This window comes from Roseibium sp. ROS1, from assembly GCF_054658215.1.
This window is the reverse complement of sequence record NZ_BAAGIG010000003.1, coordinates 1,319,761-1,342,085: the sequence shown is the minus strand read 5'-3', so window position 1 is coordinate 1,342,085 and position 22,325 is coordinate 1,319,761. Positions and strand designations below refer to the sequence as shown.

Here is a 22,325-nt window from a genome sequence, read left to right as displayed (position 1 = left end):
GCAGAATGTCATGCCGAGACTATGTCGAGGCGTTGATTGAAAGATCAGAACGGTTCGTTGACCTGAATGCCTTCACCCAGTTTGCCCCGGAAAATATCCGCAGCGCTGCGCGCAAGGCCGATGAGCACCAGGCGAATGGTGGGCCTTTGGGGCCACTGCATGGCATTCCCGTCGCCATCAAGGACTGCATCGACGTTGCCGGCATGGCGACGACTGCTGCAACGCCAGGCCTGAAAGATCACGTGGTCAACAGGACCGCATCGGTGGTCACGAAACTGGAAAAAGCCGGGGCACTGGTCTTCGGCAAGACCAACATGTACGAGCTCGCCTTCGGCATCACCAGCAACAACGATCACACAGGCCCCGTTCGAAACCCACACGATCCTTCTCGTTCAGCGGGGGGAAGCAGCAGTGGTTCTGCCGCTGCCGTAGCCGCGGGTCTGGTTCCGGCTGCTCTTGGCACGGACACGGCAGGCTCGGTGCGAATTCCGGCATCATTTTGCGGGGTTTTCGGCTTTCGCCCCACAAGTGGCCGCTACAAGACTGACGGTGTCATGCCCTTGTTTCCAACGCGCGATGTGCCTGGTTCATTTGCGCGATCTGCAGAAGATCTGCTGCTTCTGGATGCCGTTTTGTGTGGGCAGAGTGAGCGGCCTGCCATCGACCTTCGAAGCCTGCGGCTTGGCCTTCCCGGAAAGTATTTCCTGTCCGGCCTGGAAAGCGGCGTCGCCCAGGTGTTTGAGGAAACCGTTGACCAGCTTGTCTCTTGGGGTGTCACGGTGGTTGAGGCAGAGATGCCGGAGGTTTCAAGCTGGCTTGGCGAAATGTCGGAGCCAATCCGTGCGTGGGAGCTGGAAAGATCGCTGGAAGAGTACTTGTCGGATTCTGGCGCTGCCGTCGATGTTCGGTCGCTCGTTGCCGGCATAGCCGGGCAATACGTTCGTGAGGAATTCGACGAGGCTTTGCGTGGTGCGGACGCCAAGGACCTGGCAGCACGATACAAGCATGTGATTTCCGTGTCGCTCCCCCGGTGTCGCAAGCAATACTGCGCGCATTTGGAGCAGTACAAACTTGACGCGATCATTTTTCCAACGACACCGATTGCGGCAACGGCACTGGGTGAAGAAGGGCGTGTCGTCGTTGACGGCAAGGAAGTGTCTGTCTGGAAGACCATGCGCAACACGGTGCCGGCGACATTCTTTGGCGCCCCTGGCGTGAGTTTGCCAATGGCACGGAGTGTTCGCGGCGTACCCGCAGGCCTGGAAATCGATGGGCTACCGGGGGCAGATCGAAAGGTGCTGGCAATCGCGGCGGCGATTGAAGCAATGCAATCGAAGGAACACGGCATGCGTCGGTAGCAGGTACCGGTTCTGAAAAGGGCGGCCCGAAGGCCGCCCCTGAAAAGGTTCAGATCTCGAAACCGCTCTGGCCGGCGATGTTTTTCAAGGCCCGTTCCGGCCGGGCGCCGACGTGGCTGATGACGCTCGCGGCACACAGGCAGCCAAGTTCCGTGGCTTCCGCGAGCTTGTAGTCGCGGGCAAGGCCGAACAGGAAGCCGGAGGCGAACAGGTCGCCAGCGCCTGTCAGGTCAACCACGTTGTCGACAGTCTGCGCGGGAACCTTGACGGTTTCCTCGCGGCTGATTGCCATCGCACCGTTCTCGCCGAGGGTCAGGGCGGTCAGGGCACCGGAGTCCCGGGCCGCATTTACCGCACTGTCCAGATCCGATGTTTCGTAAAGGGCCTTCAGCTCATGCTCGTTGGCGAACATCAGGTCGACGACACCATCGGTCAGAAGGGCCTGAAATTCGCTGCGGTAGCGGTCGACACAGAACGAGTCGGACAGGGTGATCGCCACCTGACGACCGTTTGCATGCGCGATTTCCGCAGCTTTCAGGAACGCCTTCTTGGCGTCTGCCGGGTCCCACAGATAGCCTTCCATGTAGGTGACGGCTGCGGCGGCAACGACTTCCTCGTCAACATCGGCGATGCCGAATTCGGTGCATGCACCCAGATAGGTGTTCATCGTGCGTTCGCCGTCCGGCGTGATCAGGATCATCGACCGGGCGGTCGGCTTGCCTTCCTTGAGGCGGGGCGTGTTGAAATAGACGCCGGTGCCGTTCATGTCGTGATAATAGCTGTCGCCCAGTTCGTCCTCGGCAACCTTGCCGAAATAGGCAGGGCGTCCGCCGAGCGAGGCAATGCCAGCCGCCGTGTTGCCGGCGCTGCCGCCGGAAATGCGGACGGTCTGTCCCATCTTGTCGAACAGGCGTACTGCCTCGTCGGTGTCGATCAGGCGCATGGAGCCTTTGACGAGGTTTTCCTGAAGCAGGAAATCCTCTTCGACATGGGCGAAGACGTCGCAAATGGCATTGCCGATGCACAGGGCATCAAATCTTGTTTCAGTCATAGAGTTCCTCTGGTGGTGTCGGGTAGCCGCCGCTACGAGTAGGGATTGGGCCGGAGAGCACGGTTGGATTCCGGCTCCCTGATCTTGTCCCTGAACGGGCTTGCCCGGTAGACGCCGAGCATGTTCAGCTCGGCACAGAAGAAGGCCAGCTCCTCGAGCGCCAGGGCCACCTTCGGATCTTCCGGATGGCCTTCGACGTCCGCATAGAACATCGACGCGAAAAACTGCCCTTCAAGCTGATAGGATTCCAGCTTGGTCATGTTGACCCCGTTGGTGGCAAATCCTCCCAGGGCCTTGTAGAGCGCTGCCGGGACGTTGCGAACCCGGAAGATGAAGGTCGTGATGACTGGCTGGCCGTTGTGCGCGGCCTCCATCTTGTCGCGCGAGAGAATGACGAAGCGGGTCGTGTTGTGCGCCTCATCCTCCACATCCCGGCGCAGAATGTCCAGACCGTAGATTTCGGCGGCCATTTCCGGCGCAAGAGCGCCGACGCTGGGATCACCCAGCTCGGCGATCTGCCGGGCGGAGCCCGCGGTATCGCCGCCGACGACGGCCGTCAGGCCGAGTTCACGGATCACGTTCCGGCACTGGCCAAGGGCATGCACATGGCTTTGCACCTTTTTCAGGTCTTCGATCTTTGCACCCTTGACCGCCATGAGCTGAAACCGGATCGGCATGAAATATTCGCCGATGATGTGCAGGTCAGATTTGGGCAGCAGATGATGAATGTCCGCGACGCGGCCGGCAACGGAGTTCTCGATCGGGATCATGGCAAGGTCTGCCGACCCGTCGGCCATGGCCGAAAAGCAGTCCTCGAAGGTGGCGCAGGGGATGGCTTCGTAATCGGGATAAACGCTCCGGCAGGCCATGTGCGAATTGGCACCGGTTTCTCCCTGGAACACGATTCTTTTTCTGTCGGTCATATGTCTTTCCGCCTTTCGGCAGTCTTTCGCCAGTTTGTCTGATAGGCCGCCCGGGCTCGTTCCAGATCTTCGGGCGTGTTCACGTCCATCGGCGCGCTGTCGATGACGGAGGCATCAATCCGCATGCCCGCTTCCAGGGCCCGCAACTGCTCCAGCTTTTCACGCTGTTCCAGCGGCGAAGGCGGCAGCTGGACGAATTTCGCCAGGGCCGCCCTGCGGTAGGCATAGATGCCGATGTGGTGGTAGTACGGGCCGTCACCGTGCGGGGCGACGGCCCTGGTAAAGTAAAGCGCGCGATGATGGCCGTGGCCGTTGGGCGTGGTGACTGCTTTGACGAAATTCGGATCGTCCCGGAAGGCGGTATTGGTGAACTCGGTCATGATGGTGCCCAGGTCGACATCGGCAATGGCGAGCGGTGCAAAGGCAGCCCGGATGGCTTCCGGTGCGATCAGCGGCACATCGCCCTGCACGTTCAGGATGATATCGTGCTTTCCGTCCGGATCGATCAGTCCCGCTGCCTCGTGAATGCGATCAGATCCGGAAGCGTGGTCGGCACGCGTCATGACTGCCTTGCCGCCATGGTCCTGCACCGCTTCGAAAATGTCCTTGTCGTCACATGCAACGGCCACCGGGCCGATATCCGCGTTGCGGGCCTGTTCCAGAACACGCACGATCATGGGTTTTCCGCAGATGTCGGCAAGCGGTTTGCGCGGCAGTCGGGTGGCAGCGAGGCGGGCCGGGATAATCACAAGAGCAGCGGTCAATCGGGTCTCCATGGAGCCGGACGGGCGGAAGAAATGCAAAAAAACACGTGCCGCGTCCGTTTGTCGTATCAGATGCCCTTTTAAAGCTATGGACAGCAAGGTCAAAAAATTTGTAGGTTCCGGCAAAATTCGAAAAGCTGATAGGGGTCGCAGCGACGCTGCGGGCCCGGACGCGTATGAGCTTGGAGCCGGAGAGAATGGATTCCTTCACGCTGAACAAGGCCGCTGGTGCGGTACTGATGGTTCTGATTCTGACTATGGGTGTCGGCATTGTCTCCGACATCATCTTCCATCCGACGATCCCGGGTAAACCGGGTTATGAAATCGTCGTGGCGTCTGCAGAGGATAGCACCTCGGAAGTCGGCGCGGTTCCGGAAGTGGTGCCGATCTCCGAGCGCCTGGTCGAAGCATCTGCTGAAGACGGCGCGAAGGTGGCCAAGAAATGCGCCGCCTGCCACGACTTCACGCAGGGCGGTGCCAACAAGGTTGGCCCGGGTCTTTGGGATGTCGTCGGCCGCAAGCCTGGTTCTCACGAAGGTTTCGGCTATTCTTCCGCAATGACCGCATTCGGTGAAGAAAATCCGGAGTGGACCTACGAAGAGCTGGATCACTTCCTGGAGTCCCCGAAGAACTTCATCTCCGGCACCACGATGGGTTTTGCCGGTCTGCGTAAACCGGAAGACCGGGCAGACCTGATTGCCTACCTTCGTGAACAGGCCGATTCGCCTGCACCGCTGCCGACCGAGTAAAATCTCGTCGACATCGCAGACGTGACTTGAATTGTAGAGAAGCCGGGTTAACTACCCGGCTTTTTTATTTGATTTATAAGAAAAATTAACAAATCTTACGTTACGTAGTTCTGTTGAAAGTGGGCTAAGGTCGGGCAAGGACCCTATGGGCATCAACTTGACGAGGAATGTATTTTCTAAGTCGAATGGAACGTGGATCGCTTCCATCGTTGCTGCCGTCTGTTTTCTCGCTGGTATCGCCGTCACTGCGCATGTCGGTCAACTGGTTCGCAACGAACTTGTTTCCCAGCACAAACGTCAGGCCGTCGCCTCGCTCTCCGAAGCGCGGGCGCGCCTTGAAGGCGAAATCAACCGGACAGTGGCCCACGGTCTCGGGATCCGGGCCTATGTGTCCCAGTTCGTCGAACAGCCATTCGATATGGAAGACTACCGGGAAATCGCGGTCGAACTGATCGAGGAAAATCCGTCCATCCGCTCTATCGGCCTGGCACCCAACAACATTCTTCGCGCGGTGTTTCCGCTGGAGCCAAACCAGGCGGCGCTCGGTCTGAACTACCGCATGAACACGGCGCAGTGGCCCGCAATCCAGCAGGCCATGGTGACGCGTGAAGTCGTTATTGCAGGCCCACTGGAACTTGTGCAGGGGGGCAGGGCCCTCCTGATCCGAATTCCCATCTTTCCAGCCAGCTTTCTAGGACAACCGCTCAAGGAGCGCAGTTACTGGGGTGTCGCCACCCTGGTGCTGGACGAAGAGGGCATGATGAAGACTGCCGGCATCACGGATGTCATCAACGGCATCCGCATCGGCCTTGTGAACCGGAGCGCGGTTGCCTCCAACAACATGATTTTCGGCAGCCAGTCTCTCCTTGAAAAGGACCATGTGTCCCTGCCTCTGCATCTTCCCGGCGGTCTGAACTGGGAGCTTGTCGGCCTTCCGGAGGCCGGCTGGTCGAGCACGGGCAACCAGGTCTGGATCACGCAACTCGTCGGCAGCCTGATCTCGCTCGTCTTTGGCGCCATGGCGTTTCTGTTGATCAGCGAGGTCTACAAGGTTCGCTCCATGGCGCTGCATGACCCGCTGACAGGACTGGCGAACCGGCGCCTGCTGGAAGACCGCATGCACCAGCTTGCCGCCATGTGCGAGCGCAGTGGCGCGGGCTTCGAGATTTTTTACGTCGATCTGGATGCCTTCAAGCCGGTCAACGACAACTATGGTCACGCAGTTGGCGATCAGCTTCTGATCGAGGTCGGACAGCGGCTGCAGAACCAGATCCGGCAGACGGATACCGTCGCCAGGGTCGGTGGCGACGAGTTCATCGTGTTGACGCCAGGCAACATGCGACGCCAGGAGAAGGACACCTTTCTCAATCGACTTGGTGAGCGTGTGACCGAGGCTTTCGAGTATTCGGGTGCCCGTATCGACGTGAAGGCCAGTATTGGTTCCGCAAGCTATCCCGGCGATGCCGCTACGGTGGAAGATTTACTTAGGGTTGCTGACGGTAGAATGTACGCGCAAAAGGCAAAGTCCAAGAGAAATTCACAGGATATTCCCGGAAACGGCCTCCCCCAGACAGGTTAAATTTCTGTCATCTCGGCAGCCAGCAGGTGACGCAGGGCCAACAGGTCCCTACACTGATTCTCTAAACCCGTGATTTGGGTTCAGGAACCGGAAGGGGACGGAGAAGCCGATGGTGTTCAAATGGCATGTAGGGAAGCGGGCCGCAGCTGGGCTTGCACTGGCAAGTGTGGTGGTGATGTCGGGGATCGGATCCGTACCGGCTGTCGCAGCTGAACCGGAATGGCATCATGCGGCCGCCCTCAACGGAACACCCAAATACGGCGCCGATGCCAGGCATTTCGATTACGTCAATCCCGATGCCCCCAAGGGCGGCACGGTTCGGCTAGCCGCCAGCGGCGGTTTCGATACGTTCAACATTCTGGCGCAGAAGGGCAATATCGCCCCCGGCATCCTGAATATCTACGAAAGCCTGATGGAGCCTTCTCTGGACGAAGAGGACATCAGTGCCCAATACGGTGTCTTGGCCGAAGCGGTCCGCTTTCCCGACGACTATTCCTGGGTCGAATATAGGCTCAACCCGGATGCAAGGTGGCATGACGGCGAGCCGGTAACCGCCGACGATGTCATCTGGTCGTTTGAAAAGTCCATCGAGCTGGACCCGCAGCGCAAGTACTACTTCCAGAATGTCCAGAAGTCCGAGATTGTCGGCGATGGCACCGTGCGTTTCACCTTTGATGTCAGCGGAAACCGCGAGCTTCCCAAGATCATGGGCCAGCTGACTGTCCTGCCCAGACACTGGTGGGAAGGCACGAACAGCAAGGGAGAACAGCGTGACATCTCCCGCACCACTCTGGAGCCGCCACTCGGTTCCGGTGCCTACAAGATGAAAGAGTTCTCGCCCAACCGTCAGGTGATCTACGAGCGCGTGCCGGACTATTGGGGAAAGGACCTGCCGATCCGCGTCGGAACCGATAATTTCGAGGAGATCCGTTACATCTCCTTCCTCGATGATTCCGTGCAGTTCGAAGCCTTCAAGGGTGACCAGTACGACTTCCATACCGAGCGCAGCTCGAGCCAGTGGGCCAAGCGCTACGACTTCCCAGCCATCAAGGATGGCCGGGTGGTGAAGGAAATCTTCCCGGACAAGTCCAGGGGCGTCATGCAGGGGTTCTTCCTGAACCAGCGCCGTGAAAAATTCCAGAACCCTGATGTCCGTCAGGCATTGAACTATGCCTACGATTTCGAAACCACCAACGAGATCGTTTCCGCCAATCTTCTCAAGAGGGTCAATTCCTATTTCGCCGGCACGGAGCTGGCATCCAGCGGTCTGCCGCAGGGCAAGGAGTTGGAGATCCTGGAGGAAGTGCGGGACATGGTGCCGCCCGAAGTCTTCACGGAAGAATTCAAGAACCCGGTTGGCGGCAATCCGCAGAACGTGCGCGCGAACCTGCGTGAAGCCGTCAAGTTGCTCCGCAAGGCCGGCTATGAGCTGAAAGACCGCAAGATGGTCGATCCGAAAACCGGCGAACAGCTCAGCATCGAATTCCTCTACCGTGACAAGGCCAGCGAACGCACTCTTCTGCCGTATTCGCAGAACCTGGAAGCCATCGGCATCAAGCCGATCCTGCGTCTGGTCGATACCTCGCAGTTCGTCAATCGTGTCCGCAGCCGTGATTTCGACACCGTGGTCCTGGCGATCGGTCAGTCCCTGTCGCCCGGAAACGAGCAGCGGGAGTACTGGGGGTCTGAATCTGCTGATAACGAAAGTTCGGCCAATTATGCCGGCATCAAGAACCCCGCAATCGACAAGCTGATCGACAAGGTCATCTTTGCCGAAGACCGGGAAACGCTGGTGGCTGCCACCCGCGCGCTCGACCGCGTGTTGCTGTGGAACCATTATGTGGTGCCGCAGTTCTATTCCGACGAAACTCGCACGGCACGCTGGAACCGCTTCGGCCATCCGCAACAGATGCCGGAATACAGCACCGGGTTCCCGACCATCTGGTGGTACGACGAGGCCCTGGCCGCCAAGACGGGAGCTGCGCGATGAGTGGGGCTCTGACGACTTCCCGGCGCCGTTTCCTGCAAATGAGCAGCGCCGCGGCGTTTGCGTCGGCAGCACCCTGGCCGGTGTCCACGGCCTTCGCGTCACAAACCGCCTATCCGGATGGTCCCGTACACGGCCTGTCCGTGTTCGGCGATCTGAAATACGGACCGGATTTCACCCAGTTCGACTATGTCAACCGGCTGGCTCCGAAAGGCGGAACGTTCTCGTTTCAGGCGCCTTACTGGTACTTCAACCAGAATGTCCTGACCTACAACACTTTCAATGCCTTCATCCTGAAAGGCGATGCCCCGCCCCGCATGGAGCTGTGTTTCGACACCTTGATGGTGCGCGCTTACGATGAGCCGGACGCGGTCTACGGCCTGCTGGCGGAAACGGTAAAGGTGTCGGAGGACGGCAACGTCTTCACGTTCAGTCTGAGGCCTGAAGCCAGGTTTCACGACGGCTCCAAACTGACTGCAGAGGACGTCGCCTTTTCGCTTCTGCTTCTGAAGGCCGACGGTCACCCCATGCTCAGCCAGCCGTTGTCGTCATTGAAGGACGCGGTCATTCTGGACGATCACAAGGTCGCGCTGCAGTTCGACGGCTCGCAGTCGCGCAACCTGCCGCTCGTCGTTGCAGCCGATTATCCGATCTTCTCCAAGCGCTATTACACCGCCTACGATTTCAAGCAATCGACCCTGACACCGCCCCTGTCCTCCGGTCCCTACAAGGTCGGAAAACATGCCGTCGGTCACTATGTCGAATACCACCAGGTCGAAAACTACTGGGCAAAGGATCTGCCGGTCAGGGTCGGGCACTGCAATTTCGCGGTTATACGGGTGGAGTTCTACCGTGAACGCCAGACGGCATTCGAAGCCTTCAAGAAGGGCAAGACATTCTACCGCGAGGAATTCACGTCCAAGAACTGGGCGACGGAGTACAATTTTCCGGCTGTGGAAGAAGGCAAGGTCATCCGCCGCGAGTTTCCCGATGGCCGGCCGTCAGGGGCGCAGGGCTGGTTCATCAACACCCGGCTCGACAAGTTCAAGGACCCGCGCGTGCGCGAGGCTCTTGGATATGCCTTCGATTTCGAATGGTCGAACCAGAACCTGTTCTACGGGCTTTATACGAGAACCCAGTCCTTCTTCGAAAACTCCGACATGAAGGCGGAGGGGATGCCCTCGGCCGCGGAACTTGCATTGCTGGAGCCCTTCCGGGACCAGTTGCCGGAGGCTGTCTTCGGCGAAGCGGTGATGCAGCCCGTCAGCGATGGATCCGGCAATGACCGCAAGCTGCTGAAACGGGCGAGCGAACTTCTGGCCGAAGCCGGGTTTACCCGGAAGGGGACCGACCTGATCGGCCCGGACGGAAATCAGCTGACGATCGAGTTCCTGAACAACACCGCCGCTTACGAACGGATCGTCAATCCGATGATCAAGAACCTGGAACGGCTCGGCATCAAGGCGAGCCTGCGGATCGTGGATCCGGCGCAATATGAGGCCAGGCTCAACGACTACGACTTTGATATCGCCAGCCGCAGGCTCAGCCTTTCGCCGACACTGTCGGATACCATTCGCGAGATGTGGGGCTCCAAGGCGGCGACAATTCCGGGCACCTACAACACATCCGGCATATCCAGCCCGGTTGTCGATGCGCTGATCGACAAGGCCATCGCGGCGACAACGCGCGATGAGATGACCAACGCGGCGCGGGCCCTCGACCGCGTGTTGCGGGCCGGTCATTACTGGATCCCGCAATGGTTCAAGAACGTCCACACTGTTGCCATGTGGGATGTCTACGGCTTTCCCGAAGAAACTCCGCGCTACTTCTTCCCGGTTGAAGAACTGTGGTGGATAGACAAGGAAAAGGCGGAAAAACTCGGCAAAGCCGGGTAATATTTCCAGCGAAACCTCGGGCCCGCTCCAGAAGGCCAAGACAAAAGGGACTGCACACACTCCATGGGCGCCTACATCCTCCGCCGCTTGCTGCTGATGATACCGACGCTGGTCGGGATCATGGCAATCAACTTCGTCATCATCCAGTTTGCGCCAGGTGGTCCGGTCGAGCGGGTCATTGCCCAGTTGCAGGGAACGGACGTTTCGGCGACATCACGCATCAGCGGTGGTGGCAGCGACATGCTGGGGGGCGGCAACGACGCCTCCGGTGGCAGTGGTGGCGCAACTGCAGACTCGGCCAGTTCGAAATATCGCGGTGCCCAGGGGCTTGACCCGGAATTCATCAAGGAACTGGAAGCGCAGTTCGGTTTCGACAAGCCGCCGCTCGAACGCTTCCTGAAGATGCTGGGCGACTATGCCCGCTTCGATTTCGGGGAAAGCTATTTCCGCGACATCAAGATCATCGATCTGATTGCCGAAAAACTGCCGGTTTCGATCTCTCTCGGCCTCTGGATGACGTTGATATCCTATGCGGTGTCGATACCGCTCGGGATCCGCAAGGCCGTTTCGGACGGTTCGCGGTTCGACGTCTGGACCTCCGGTGTGATCGTCGTGGCTTACGCCATACCGGGCTTTCTCTTTGCGGTTCTCTTGATCGTGCTTTTCGCCGGCGGCTCCTTCTGGGATATCTTTCCCTTGCGGGGGCTGGTGTCTGACAATTGGGAACAGCTCTCGTGGCCTGCCCGGATCGCCGACTATTTCTGGCACCTTGCCCTGCCTCTGACGGCCATGGCCCTGTCCGCCTTTGCCACCACCACCTTGCTGACCAAGAACTCGTTCCTGGATGAAATCCGCAAGCAATACGTGATCACCGCAAGGGCAAAGGGACTGACGGAAAGCCAGGTGCTTTACGGCCATGTGTTCCGCAATGCCATGCTGATCGTGGTGGCCGGTTTTCCGGGAGCCTTCATCTCGTCCTTTTTTGCCGGCTCGCTCCTCATCGAGACGATCTTCTCGCTCGATGGCCTGGGATTGCTCAGTTTTGAATCGGTGATCAACCGCGACTACGCGGTTGTTTTCGCAACGCTCTATATCTTCTCGCTCATGGGACTTCTGGTGAACCTCATTTCCGACCTGACCTACACCTGGATCGATCCCCGGATCGACTTCGAAAGCAGGGAGGTCTGATCGATGGCGACCGATTCAGACAGTGATGCAGGAAGTGCAAACTACGAGACCGGCAGTGGCGGACATGAGGCTGGCGGATATGAAGCTGAAAGCCGCGAGCGGTCCAGGGCGGCCTACTTCGAGGCAGCTGTAACGGATGATCGCGAAGCGTTTGTCGTCCCGGCACAGGGGACCAAGGCACGCCTTTCGCCGATAAACCAGCGGCGGCTGGTGAACTTCAAGGCCAACAGGCGCGGATACTGGTCGCTCTGGATCTTCCTGGTGCTGTTCGTCATGGCCATGCTGGCCGAATTCCTGACCAACGACCGGCCGATCCTTGTTTCCTACAACGGCGAATTGCTGGCGCCGGTCTTCGTCGATTACCCGGAAGAAAAGTTCGGCGGCTTCCTGGCGGTGACCGACTACCGCGATCCGTTCATCCAGGAAGAGATCAGCGCCAACGGCTGGATGCTGTGGCCGCCGGTGCGTTATTCCTACCGATCGGTCAACAATGACATTCCGGTCCCGGCACCTGCACCTCCCTCCTGGACGATGGACAAGGAAAAGCGTTGCTCGCGCTATCCGCTTGGCGCGGAAGACCCCAATTGCGTCATGGGCAACTGGAACTGGCTCGGTACGGACGACCAGGGCCGGGATGTGCTTGCGCGTCTCGTCTACGGCTTCCGGATTTCCGTGCTGTTCGGTCTGGCGCTGACGCTGGCATCCTCCGTCATCGGCATCGCGGCAGGGGCCGTGCAGGGCTATTATGGCGGCTGGACCGATCTCCTGTTCCAGCGTTTCATCGAGATCTGGACGGCGGTGCCAACGCTTTACCTCATCCTGATCGTGTCGTCGTTTCTGGTGCCCGGCTTCTGGACGCTTTTCACCATCCTGCTGGCATTTTCCTGGGTGGCGCTCGTGGGTGTCGTGCGCGCGGAATTCCTGCGCGGCCGGAACCTGGAATACATATCCGCAGCCCGGGCACTCGGCGTTTCCAATCCGGTGATCATGTGGCGGCACCTGCTTCCCAACGCCATGGTGGCGACGCTTACCTTCATGCCGTTCATTCTCAACGGTTCGATTTCCACCCTGACGGCGCTGGATTTCCTCGGCTTCGGCCTGCCGCCAGGGTCGGCATCACTTGGCGAACTGCTGGCGCAGGGCAAGAACAACCTTCAGGCGCCCTGGCTCGGGATCACCGGCTTCATGGTCATTTCACTGATGTTGAGCCTGTTGATCTTTATCGGCGAGGCAGTGCGTGATGCGTTCGACCCGCGCAAGAGTCTGGGGTGAGGAACACAAGATGACAAAAGAATCGCTCCTCTCCGTAGAAGACCTGTCCGTCGCCTTTTCCCAAGGCGGCAGCAAGAACCTTGCCGTCGACCGGATCACCTTCGACATCAAGAAGGGTGAGACCGTCGCACTGGTGGGGGAAAGCGGCTCGGGTAAGTCCGTAACCGCTCAGTCGGTCCTGCGGCTTTTGCCTTATCCCGCAGCCTCGCACCCCTCCGGCAGGATCCTGATGAACGGTCAGGATCTTCTGGCGGTTGAAGAAGCCGAACTGCGCAAGGTGCGGGGCAACGGCATCTCGATGATTTTCCAGGAACCGATGACCTCGCTCAATCCGCTGCACTCGGTGGAAAAGCAGGTTTCGGAAATTCTGAAGATCCACCGGGGCATGAGCGATACAAAGGCGCGTGAGCGCGTGCTGGAACTGCTCAACCAGGTGGGCATCCGCGATCCTGAAAAACGTCTCAACTCCTATCCGCACCAGCTTTCCGGCGGCCAGCGCCAGCGCGTGATGATTGCCATGTCGCTGGCCAACGAACCGGATCTGCTGATTGCCGACGAACCGACCACGGCGCTCGACGTCACGGTTCAGGCGCAGATCCTGGAGTTGCTGAAGGACCTTCAGCGCCGCCACGGCATGGCGATGCTGTTCATTACCCACGACCTTGGGATTGTGCGCAAGTTCGCCGACCGGGTCTGCGTGATGACCAAGGGCAAGATCGTCGAGCAGGGACCGGTCGCCGATATCTTCGACCGGCCGCAGCACGCCTACACCAAGCACCTTCTCACTGCTGAGCCCAAGGGCGAACCACCGGCGACGGACAAGAGCAAGCCGATTGTCGTTCAGGCAGATGATCTGAAGGTGTGGTTCCCGGTCAAGCGGGGCTTCCTGCGCAAGACCGTCGACCACATCAAGGCGGTGGACGGAATCGATGTGGAAGTGCGGCAGGGCCAGACGCTCGGGATCGTCGGCGAAAGCGGATCGGGCAAGACGACACTCGGTCTTGCGATCCTGCGCATGATTTCCTCCACCGGGCGGATTGCCTTCAACGGTGCCGAAATCCAGAAGAATTCCTGGAAGGAAATGCGCCCGCTGCGCCGGGACATGCAGATCGTGTTTCAGGATCCCTTTGGTGCGCTGAGCCCGCGCATGTCGGTGGCTGAAATCGTCGGTGAAGGCCTGCAGGTGCATTTTCCCGGTATTTCGGCCGATGAGCGCGACCGTAAGGTCGCCAAGGCCCTGGAGGAAGTCGGGCTCGATGCGTCCACCCGGCATCGCTATCCGCATGAATTCTCAGGCGGCCAGCGTCAGCGCATCTCCATCGCACGGGCCATGGTTCTTGAGCCGAAGTTCGTCATGCTGGACGAGCCGACTTCAGCCCTCGACATGAGTGTCCAGGCCCAGGTGGTCGATCTGTTGCGAGATCTGCAGAAGGCGCACGGTCTTGCCTATCTGTTCATTTCACACGACCTGAAGGTTGTCCGCGCCCTGGCCAACGAGGTTATCGTCATGCGGCAGGGCAAGGTGGTGGAACAGGGCGCCTCCGAACAGATCTTCGATGCGCCCCGGACTGATTACACCAAGGCCCTGATGGCTGCCGCCTTCCGCCTGGAAGCCGCACCGGAAGGTGTGGTGAGCGCGTAATCCTGTTGGACCGGGCAGGGCACATGCGCTGCCTCGTCCAAAGGTGTGCCGTCTGCCGGTCTCGAAGGACGGACAGTGCACTCGCTTGAGCCGTTATTCTTCAGTAGCGGCGCGGGCGTCCGTACAGCGCGGCAGGCTACCATCGACGCCGTTCTTGCCGTCAGCCATCTGTTCCTCAAGATCGACATCGCGCAGCAGTGGTATGTAGCCGCCCAGCTCATCCGCTTTCAGATAGGTGCTGACCAGGATACGCGCGGGCCGGTGCTCGAAAGCAAGGCAGCCGTCGACGGCGACTTCCATATTGCCTTCGATCTTGTCCCGTTCCGCCTTGTCCATTGTCAGAAGGTACGTCTGAAAGGCCTTGAAGGCGGGGATCTTGTCGTCCGGTAGCCGGTAGATCGCAATCCGCCGGCCTTCCTGCAGTTCGGCGCTCAGCTCCGCCCGCTCTGCCTTGGACGATACGCGGACGAAAGCAAGTTTCTCCTCCATAACCAGTTTGCCGGTCTTCTTGTCCTTCACCGTCAGCATCATGCGTGCTCGGCCTTCCGGGATACGGATGCTGGCCGGATATCGGACGGCAACCCGCAAGCCTGCCGGATTGGTTTTCAGAAGGTCGAAGTTTGCCAGTTTGACCATGGTGGCAACTGGAACATGACTGCATGCAGCCAACAGAAACAGGGTCAGGCAAAGCATAACCGCAAGCAGCGAGCGGCTTGAAAAAGTGGTCGACATGGAAATTGCGTTTCGATCCGAAGACAGGAGAGTGTGATTGTCCGTGGCAGGGGTGGGCAAGGTCTGGGGTGACCTTGCCCGCTTCCCCGGTCATGAACAGGGCGGGATCGAGTGCTCGAGGTCGTTGCGGCTTGAAGCCTGCGTGTTTCGCAGGTCGAAATTCTCCGCCAGAGCCACGAAGGTCTCCAGTTCCGATGTCTTGAGATAAGTCGAAATCAGCATTTCGCCGGTGTCGGCCGCATCTAGCTTGCAGCCGGTGACGTCGATCGACAGGGATCCGCCAATCGATTGCTGACGAGACTGGGGCATGGCCAGATACTTGGCCTGCAGTGCTCGCAATTCAGCCACCTGTTTTGCCGGGATCCGATACACAGTCACCACGTTTTCCGGTGCCTCCGTACGTACTTCAGCTGCCTGTTCGCCGGTTGTGGTCCTTTGCAGCTCGATCCGCTTTTCCTGGACAACGCGCCCCGTTTCCTTGTCGGACAGGACAACATGAACCGTTGCAGCTCCATCCGGAACTTTCATTCTGTCGGGATGACGGACCGCTAGCCGGAAGAGGTCAGGGTCGGTCGTGGCGGGATTGAACCGGTCGAGTGGGTCCGCAAAGGACGATGCGGTGCCAAAGGCCGTCAGAAAGAGAGCAATAAGAAGGGTTCTCGCGCGTACCCGAGGGTTCGCGCCGCAAGACGACAAAACAGACATGTGGAGTGGCTCCAATTTAAGTTGCAGCGATTAATTATCGTAAAACAATAAAAAATAAAAGCAGAAATTATATGCCGCGCACACGGCATCAGACCTTTGGCTGGTCGCAACCAAAGGGGACATTGGGAATTCCAGCTGAAAACCTTGTGTTTTGAATGTCTTGCAGGCGGTGACCGGCCGTGTCAGCGTTCCGGCATAGACCAGTCGTCCGGCTGCTTCTTGCGTTCGCGCAGCCTGAGGGCAAGACCGATTGAAACGCCAACGCCGATGGCGACGGTCAGATCGATCAGGACCGTCAGGATCAGCGTGGTCAACAGCAACATGCGGTCGGCCATCGGGGCGCTCAGATAGGATTTCCACTTGTGCGGTTCGCTCATGCTCCAGGCAGTGAGAACCAGCAAGGCCGCCATGGCGGGCAAGGCAAGGTATCCGGCCAGTGGGGCCGCAACCAGCATGATCAGCAAGATGGCAAGCGCATGCACGAGCCCGGATACCGGCGTCTTGCCACCGGCACGGACGTTTGTGGCCGTGCGGGCAATGGCACCGGTGGCTGGAAGGCCGCCAAAAAGGGCAGACGCGATATTGGCGGTTCCCTGTGCCAGCATCTCGGCGTTGGGGCGGTGGCTTCCTTCGATCATCCTGTCGGCCACCATCGCGGACAGAAGTGATTCCACGCCGGCAAGGAACGCGATCACGATGGCGGAGGGAAACAGCTCCACGACCCGCTCGACAGTGACACTCGGCAGCGCCGGAAGTGGCAGCGTGTTGGGCAGGGCACCGAAGCGCGAGGCTATGGTCTCTACCGGCAGGGTGGCCAGAACGACAGCCAGCGAGGCCAGTGACACGGCAACGATCAGCCCCGGAAAGGCCGGAGCCATCCGGCGCAGGGTGACGATCATTACCAGCGTGACCAGGGCAAGTCCGCTGGCGGCCAGCGAGGCGGTGTCACGTGCCTCCCAGAGAACGGGAAGTTTTTCCAGAAAGTCCGCCGGTACCTCGGAGATCTGAAGGCCAAAGAAATCCTTGATCTGGCTGGAGGCGATGATGATCGCGATGCCGATGGTGAACCCGTTGACCACGGCTTCCGGCACATAGCGGATCAGCCTGCCGATCCGGAAATACCCGCCGATCAATAGCAGTATTCCTGCCATGAAGGTTGCCAGCACCAGCCCGTCGTACCCGTGATCTGCAATGACGCCGTAAACCACCACGATGAAAGCGCCGGTCGGCCCGCCAATCTGCACCCGGCTGCCGCCGAGAAGCGAGATGAAGAACCCGCCGACAATCGCCGTCACCAGCCCTTTCGCAGGATCAGCCCCCGAAGCAATGGCGATCGCCAGGCTGAGCGGCAGGGCAACCATGGCAACGGTGATCCCGGCGACGAGGTCGGCACGGAAGAGCGGCAGGGAATAATCCTGCAATGTGGTAACGATCTTGGGGAGCCGCATGAAGGCACCGGAGAAGCAGTAAGGAAGGATGTGGACACAGTCTTCCGCACTGCACGCCCAAAATCAACTGTTTGTTGAAACGGGCATCCCGCGGCGCTTGGTCACGGCATACTTCTACCTGGAAACAGCAGTTTCGCGGGCACCTTGAAACACAACCCAGGAGAGCGGCCAGGGTGTGTTCTAGCCGACCCAGCAAGTTGCGAAGAAGCCGTTCTTCTCCTGGTCCTTGCCGATGGATCGACGAGTCTTGAAGCCGATCAGGCCATCGGCGCCGCCAACGTCATGCCCCAGTCCCTCAAGCCTCTGCTGAAGGTTCCGTACCGCGCCTCTGGTTGTTTCCTTCATCGGTTTCCAGTCGCCGACAAAACCGCTGTTGTTGCCATACCTGTCCGCCAGGTGACCGACGAAGAGCGCATAGGTGTCGCTCTCGTTGTAGTCCTTGATGACGTAGAAATTTTCCGTGGCAATGAAGGCTGGGCCGTAGCGGCCGGCAGGCAGCAGGATGTTGCCCGGCCGGTTGACCTCGTTGGCCGGAAAAGGCTTGTCGCTGACGCGCTTGACGCCTTCACGCACGAAGTCGGAAATCTTCTGGCGGTTGTCCGGACCTTCCCGCGTACATGAGACGTTGTCGGGAAGATGGACTTCATATCCCCAGTCGCGGTCAGCTACCCAGCCATGTGCCGAGAGATAATGGGCAATGGAGGCCATCGTATCGATGTCGGAGGTCCAGATGTTACGCTTGCCGTCACCGTCGAAATCGACCGCGTACTTCCAGAAGGAAGACGGCAGGAACTGCGGTTGACCCATGGCGCCTCCCCAGGAACTTTTCATGCCCTGCCTGGATACGTCGCCATTTTGCAGGATCTTCAATCCGGCGATCAATTCGCCTTTGAAGAAGTCCGGCCTCTGGCCCATGAAGGCCTGCGTCGCCAGAACGCGGATCGCGTCATAGGGGATCTTGGCCCCGCCATAGCCCGATTCCCTTGCCCAGATGGCCAGGATGATCCGGCTGGGTACGCCGTATTTCGCTTCGATCCGCGACAGCACGGCCGCGTGTTTCTGCATCAGCGATCGCCCGCGCGGCACAAGGGCGTTGAATTGGCTGTCCCGGAAGTAGCGGCTTGGGGAACCGAACTCGGCCTGAAAGTTGATCTTGGGCGGCGTGCCCTTGCCGCCCGGCCCGACCAGCCCCGGCAGGGAGGTGTCGGGTGTCAGACCTTTCAGTTCCCGGTCGAGAGTTGCCTGGGAGATGCCTTGCTGGCGCGCCGCCGGAGCAACTTCTGAAGACAAGAACTGCCGGAATTGGGCATCATACTGGCCCGCGTTGGCGGGCAGGAATGTAACGGCGAGGCAGCTCAGGGTCGCAAGAACAAGCTTCGGCAAACGGCAGATCACATCGGGCTCCCGGATCACGACAGGTCGGGGCAGCCTAACATGTTCCGGGTCTTCCTCCGACCGTGCTTAAAGGACTGTCCAAGCCAAATTGCGCCCGGCCTGGCTCATCAGCCAGGATTTCTCGAAGCGGTACCAGCTGCCGCCGCGTCTCTGGTCGTGATGGCGGGAAATCGGTGCGGCCATCAGATGGCACATCAGCAAGGTGCCGACGGCGCCATGGCCGACGAACAGGACCGGGTCTTCCTCGGGAATGTGGCGCAGGGCACTTTTGACACCATTGACGATCCGGTCCTGGGCGTCGATCGCACGTTCCCAGCCGCGAACGGAATGATGCGGATCGGCAAAGAAAAGATCTGCGGTCCGCTCGAACTCTTCTGGTGGCAGAAAGCCGGTCGCACTCCGGTCATTCTCGTGCAGGAACGGAAGCGACCGCTGAAAGACGCGGAGGCGGCCGGAGAAGACCTGCGCGGTATCAAGCGCCTTCTTTTCGGCACTGGAGATTACCTGTCGGATGTCCTTGGCAAACGGCAGGACGGTGGCTTTCGCCGCGCGCTCCCGGCCCGTATCCGACAGGCCCCACTCGGGAACGGGAACGTCCGGATCGATAAGGACTTCCGGATGGGTCAGGTAAGCGCACCAGGTCATCAGAGCGTTCCGTCGAGCCAGCCCTTGATCAGCTCAAAGGCGATGGAAATCGAAGGCGGTATCTTGTGGCCCTCGGGATGCGTATCGGCCAGCATTTGCCGCACTTCGTCCCGGTCGCACCACTTGCAGGCTTCAAGCTCGTCGTCCTCGATGGCGATGTCGAAGGAGGTCGCTTTGCCGATACAGCCGAGCATCAGGTTTGCCGGAAACGGCCAGGGCTGGTTGGCAATCAGACGGACGTCGCCAACAATGATCCCGCTTTCCTCCAGCGTTTCGCGCCGCACGGCCTGTTCGATTGTTTCTCCCGGTTCCATGAAACCGGCAAGGGTGGTGTAAATGCCCTCCGGAAGTCGGGCCGGGCGGCCCAGCAGGGCCTTGTCTCCGCTCTCGTCGGTAATCAGCATGATCACACAGGGGTCTGTGCGCGGAAAATGCTGGCCGCCACAGGACGGGCAATCACGACGGTATCCGGCTTCGGACAGATGGCTTTTCTCGCCGCAGCGCGAGCAGAACTGATGGGTGCGATGCCAGTGGATCAAGGCGCGGGCCTGGGCAAGTGCGCCCATGTCCTGCGGTGCAAATGCGTTCTGCAGGGCAAGGGTGCGCAAGTCGATAAGCTGAAGGTCCGTGCGATCCGCAAGGTCTTCGTCTGTCGCGGGCAAGGCCGTTGCGAACAGGGCTTCGTCGTTTTCCGGGCGCAGTCCCAGGAAAATCATCTCCTCCCGCACGGCTCCGAGCGAAAGGGCGACCTCCAGACGATGCCCGGCGGCAAGGTTTTCGTCCGCGGCAAAGACCAATGTCCGGTCCGTCGACAGCACGATGCGCGTATCGGGCTTTTCCAGAAGACTTGCCAGATAGGCGGTATCGCCACGCCGTGTCGATTGCCGGTCAAGGGTGTTGCCGAGGAAACTCATTTCCATGGCCAGGGAACCGGCGGGGTTGGCGTTCATGTCAAAGTCCTTGGAAGAGAAAGGGGCGGGAGGTCAATAGGTGCTGGTTCTTCACGTAGTGCATTTTCCAGTTCTGAGAAACCGCTTCCTGCCGGTGCCGCCGATCACATCTGAATGCAGATTGAAACAGCTACGAGGCAGGATGTTGGACCGGTCCGGCAATCAGTCGTCGTCACCGGCAAGGGTATCCCGCAACTTCTCGATCAGGGTTTCCACCCTGTCGTGGGAATACTCCTGCGCCGGAAACGCTCCCCAGACCGGCCCGGGCCAGGCCGGATCGTCCCGGTAACGGGCGATCACGTGGACATGCAGTTGGGACACCTGATTGCCGAGAGCGCCGACATTCAGCTTCTCGCAGTCGGTCACTTCGCGCAGCACCCGGCTGGCCAGGGCGATTTCTCGCATCAACTGCATCTGGTCGGCCTCCTCCAGATCGATGATCTCGACGAGGTCCGACTGGCGCGGAATGAGCAGCAGCCAGGGATAGTTGGCATCTTTCAGCAGACGGACGGTGCACAGCGTCAGATCGCTGACGAAGTAGCTGTCGCCTTCGAGACGGGCATTGAGGGCAAAGGATGACATGAAACACTCCGGGCAGAATTTCCCGAAGGCTACACGCTTCGTGGCGGGTTTGGGAGTGTGATTTCCCGGCGAACAAAAAACCGTGTTGCCCTCTTGCCAAACCCCATCCTTCTTCTGATATAAGGCCCTCGGGAGGTTGGTGGTGGACGAGCCACTCGCCAACCGGGTCAGGTCCGGAAGGAAGCAGCCCTAACGAGCCTCGGCACGGGTCGCCGTGCCAGCCTCCCACCCTATCCAAAGCATCAGCTTTACCAAAAAGCACCGCCGGTTCTCCGCGGTGCTTTTTTGTTTTCGGGCTCGGGCTCTCCGCATCTCAATTCGACAAGTTGACTTATCTGGTACATTGGTACCATGATAACAACATGGAAAAATCAGTTGAGCGCGTTCAAACCGGTGTGCGCTTGGAAAAACGGTTGCTGAAGGTCCTGAAAGGGCTCGCCGAACATCTGGACATCAGTCTTGGCGACCTGATCGAGGGCATGGCGCTGCATGCTTTTGAGAACAAGCCGCCGTTTTCGAAGGAGACACTGGACAAGATCCGGCAACTCAAGAGCGTTTACGACCTCGATCTGAGCGCGGCCGACAGCCACAAACTGAAGGACGAGACAAATGCCGGAGCTTAGGGATTACGCGCAGCTTTCCGATCGCTTCGAAGCTGGCCAGCTGGATGCAAAAGGCTTCAGCCACGTGGACCATATCGGCGTTGCCTGCCGGATGCTGCAGAAGTACGAGTTTCTGGAAGCGGCTTGCCGATATGGCAACGCCTTGCGTGGCCTTGCCTCCAGAGCAGGCGTGCCGGAGAAATACAACACCACCATCACCCTGGCCTTCCTGGGCATCCTGTCGGAGCGGATGGCCGAGACGCCGCATGAAACCTTCGGCGAATTTCTTGCCAAGAACCCGGATCTCAGCTCAAAGGCGTTGATGGCAACGTGGTATTCGGACGCGCGGCTTGGGTCGCCAGGCGCAAGGCAACGGTTTTTGTTGCCGGACAGATATCAGGGTTGAGGAAATCAGGTAACTACCGCGGTTTCCTGCTCAGGCGCTTGGCGTTTGCGCGGACACGCTTCGCATAGGGCCGTGTGCCCTTTGCCGCGATTGATTGCCCACCCAGCCAGTACCGCTGAAACGACGTCATTCCATCACGTAGCAGCGCCCTGTTCATGGCAAGCGCGCTTTCCGTCGCAGCTGCAGCCTTTTCGCTTATCATCCGATGAAGCTCCGGATTGGTCCAGGCCGTGCCCGTCGCAAGGTTTGCGGTCCAGTTCTGGCAGCGCAGGGCGATGACGACAGGCGCCTGGAACCAGAGGCTGAACAGGTCGTGCGAGAGTTTTCCAGACATATCGTCTCCCTGATGAAAACCGGCTGAAAATAACGGCCGGCAGTTACTCAATGCGTGGCTTGGGCAAAGGGTTCCCTGAAGGTATTGCGGCCCGGGGCAGTCCGACGCACAAAAACTT

At 59.5% G+C, this 22,325-nt stretch carries 21 protein-coding genes and 1 other RNA gene; 11 read left to right on the top strand and 11 right to left on the bottom strand.

Annotated features, from left to right (window positions below):
• Positions 1–5 precede the first annotated feature (5 nt).
• Positions 6–1,358 carry an amidase family protein gene (locus ACYQ6M_RS22345; protein ID WP_460075624.1) on the top strand — a complete coding sequence of 451 codons (1,353 nt, stop codon included), beginning with the start codon at positions 6–8 and terminating at the stop codon, positions 1,356–1,358.
• A gap of 49 nt (positions 1,359–1,407) precedes the next feature.
• On the opposite strand, the gene ACYQ6M_RS22340 is transcribed toward ACYQ6M_RS22345, so the two are convergent.
• Genes ACYQ6M_RS22340 through ACYQ6M_RS22330 form a run of 3 tightly spaced genes read right to left on the bottom strand, consistent with a single transcriptional unit; the run spans position 1,408 to position 4,108 of the window.
• Positions 1,408–2,409 (bottom strand): adenosine kinase, encoded by a 1,002-nt coding sequence (locus ACYQ6M_RS22340; protein WP_022999064.1) that lies wholly within the window; start codon positions 2,407–2,409, stop codon positions 1,408–1,410.
• Positions 2,410–2,441: 32 nt separating this feature from the next.
• On the bottom strand, positions 2,442–3,332 hold the full coding sequence (locus tag ACYQ6M_RS22335; protein WP_022999063.1) for a prephenate dehydratase: 891 nt from the start codon (positions 3,330–3,332) through the stop codon (positions 2,442–2,444).
• A complete protein-coding gene (locus ACYQ6M_RS22330; protein ID WP_460075621.1) occupies positions 3,329–4,108 on the bottom strand; it encodes a 3-deoxy-manno-octulosonate cytidylyltransferase in 780 nt (259 codons plus the stop codon). Before ACYQ6M_RS22330 ends, ACYQ6M_RS22335 begins: the two co-directional genes overlap by 4 nt.
• A gap of 185 nt (positions 4,109–4,293) precedes the next feature.
• Between ACYQ6M_RS22330 and ACYQ6M_RS22325 the strand changes: the two genes are divergently transcribed.
• The 7 genes from ACYQ6M_RS22325 to ACYQ6M_RS22295 all read left to right on the top strand — a co-directional run bounded on the left by ACYQ6M_RS22325 (position 4,294) and on the right by ACYQ6M_RS22295 (position 14,408).
• Positions 4,294–4,845: a c-type cytochrome gene (locus ACYQ6M_RS22325; RefSeq protein WP_022999061.1), complete on the top strand. Its 552-nt coding sequence runs from the start codon at positions 4,294–4,296 to the stop codon at positions 4,843–4,845.
• 157 nt (positions 4,846–5,002) lie between these two features.
• Positions 5,003–6,424: a diguanylate cyclase gene (locus ACYQ6M_RS22320; protein WP_208992167.1), complete on the top strand. Its 1,422-nt coding sequence runs from the start codon at positions 5,003–5,005 to the stop codon at positions 6,422–6,424.
• A gap of 109 nt (positions 6,425–6,533) precedes the next feature.
• The gene (locus ACYQ6M_RS22315; protein ID WP_022999059.1) at positions 6,534–8,414 is read left to right on the top strand and encodes an extracellular solute-binding protein; all 1,881 of its coding nucleotides are present in this window, start codon (positions 6,534–6,536) and stop codon (positions 8,412–8,414) included.
• On the top strand, positions 8,411–10,306 hold the full coding sequence (locus ACYQ6M_RS22310) for an extracellular solute-binding protein (RefSeq protein ID WP_228870187.1): 1,896 nt from the start codon (positions 8,411–8,413) through the stop codon (positions 10,304–10,306). The genes ACYQ6M_RS22315 and ACYQ6M_RS22310 overlap by 4 nt, the downstream gene beginning before the upstream one ends.
• Before the next feature lie 63 nt (positions 10,307–10,369).
• Positions 10,370–11,494, top strand: a complete 1,125-nt coding sequence (locus tag ACYQ6M_RS22305; RefSeq protein WP_022999057.1) for a microcin C ABC transporter permease YejB — start codon at positions 10,370–10,372, stop codon at positions 11,492–11,494.
• A 3-nt stretch (positions 11,495–11,497) separates the two neighbouring features.
• Complete coding sequence (locus tag ACYQ6M_RS22300; protein WP_460075618.1) at positions 11,498–12,766, top strand: ABC transporter permease; 1,269 nt, start codon at positions 11,498–11,500, stop codon at positions 12,764–12,766.
• Between the two features lie 10 nt (positions 12,767–12,776).
• A complete protein-coding gene (locus tag ACYQ6M_RS22295) occupies positions 12,777–14,408 on the top strand; it encodes an ABC transporter ATP-binding protein (RefSeq protein WP_460075616.1) in 1,632 nt (543 codons plus the stop codon).
• A 93-nt stretch (positions 14,409–14,501) separates the two neighbouring features.
• Here ACYQ6M_RS22295 and ACYQ6M_RS22290 read toward each other — a convergent pair whose 3' ends face one another.
• The 7 genes from ACYQ6M_RS22290 to ACYQ6M_RS22260 form a co-directional block, all read right to left on the bottom strand.
• On the bottom strand, positions 14,502–15,140 hold the full coding sequence (locus tag ACYQ6M_RS22290) for a hypothetical protein (RefSeq protein ID WP_460075614.1): 639 nt from the start codon (positions 15,138–15,140) through the stop codon (positions 14,502–14,504).
• Positions 15,141–15,230: 90 nt separating this feature from the next.
• On the bottom strand, positions 15,231–15,845 hold the full coding sequence (locus ACYQ6M_RS22285) for a hypothetical protein (protein WP_460075612.1): 615 nt from the start codon (positions 15,843–15,845) through the stop codon (positions 15,231–15,233).
• A 182-nt stretch (positions 15,846–16,027) separates the two neighbouring features.
• Positions 16,028–17,293, bottom strand: coding sequence for a SulP family inorganic anion transporter (locus tag ACYQ6M_RS22280; RefSeq protein ID WP_022999052.1), 1,266 nt, complete (start codon positions 17,291–17,293; stop codon positions 16,028–16,030).
• 180 nt (positions 17,294–17,473) lie between these two features.
• Positions 17,474–18,688 carry a lytic murein transglycosylase gene (locus ACYQ6M_RS22275; protein WP_460075610.1) on the bottom strand — a complete coding sequence of 405 codons (1,215 nt, stop codon included), beginning with the start codon at positions 18,686–18,688 and terminating at the stop codon, positions 17,474–17,476.
• Between the two features lie 66 nt (positions 18,689–18,754).
• On the bottom strand, positions 18,755–19,333 hold the full coding sequence (locus ACYQ6M_RS22270; protein WP_209170359.1) for a histidine phosphatase family protein: 579 nt from the start codon (positions 19,331–19,333) through the stop codon (positions 18,755–18,757).
• On the bottom strand, positions 19,333–20,283 hold the full coding sequence (gene nudC / locus ACYQ6M_RS22265; RefSeq protein WP_460075606.1) for an NAD(+) diphosphatase: 951 nt from the start codon (positions 20,281–20,283) through the stop codon (positions 19,333–19,335). Before nudC ends, ACYQ6M_RS22270 begins: the two co-directional genes overlap by 1 nt.
• 162 nt (positions 20,284–20,445) lie before the next feature.
• Positions 20,446–20,865, bottom strand: a complete 420-nt coding sequence (locus tag ACYQ6M_RS22260) for an HIT family protein (RefSeq protein ID WP_460075604.1) — start codon at positions 20,863–20,865, stop codon at positions 20,446–20,448.
• Positions 20,866–20,996: 131 nt separating this feature from the next.
• On the opposite strand from ACYQ6M_RS22260, the gene ffs reads away from it, so the two are divergent.
• The 3 genes from ffs to ACYQ6M_RS22245 all read left to right on the top strand — a co-directional run bounded on the left by ffs (position 20,997) and on the right by ACYQ6M_RS22245 (position 21,873).
• Positions 20,997–21,094: signal recognition particle sRNA small type (ffs, locus tag ACYQ6M_RS22255), an RNA gene on the top strand.
• A gap of 133 nt (positions 21,095–21,227) precedes the next feature.
• The gene (locus ACYQ6M_RS22250) at positions 21,228–21,488 is read left to right on the top strand and encodes a hypothetical protein (RefSeq protein ID WP_022999047.1); all 261 of its coding nucleotides are present in this window, start codon (positions 21,228–21,230) and stop codon (positions 21,486–21,488) included.
• Positions 21,475–21,873 (top strand): hypothetical protein, encoded by a 399-nt coding sequence (locus ACYQ6M_RS22245; protein WP_460075602.1) that lies wholly within the window; start codon positions 21,475–21,477, stop codon positions 21,871–21,873. The genes ACYQ6M_RS22250 and ACYQ6M_RS22245 overlap by 14 nt, the downstream gene beginning before the upstream one ends.
• A gap of 13 nt (positions 21,874–21,886) precedes the next feature.
• Here the strand turns inward: ACYQ6M_RS22245 and ACYQ6M_RS22240 are convergent, their stop codons facing one another.
• On the bottom strand, positions 21,887–22,207 hold the full coding sequence (locus tag ACYQ6M_RS22240; RefSeq protein WP_460075601.1) for a hypothetical protein: 321 nt from the start codon (positions 22,205–22,207) through the stop codon (positions 21,887–21,889).
• Positions 22,208–22,325: the final 118 nt, after the last annotated feature.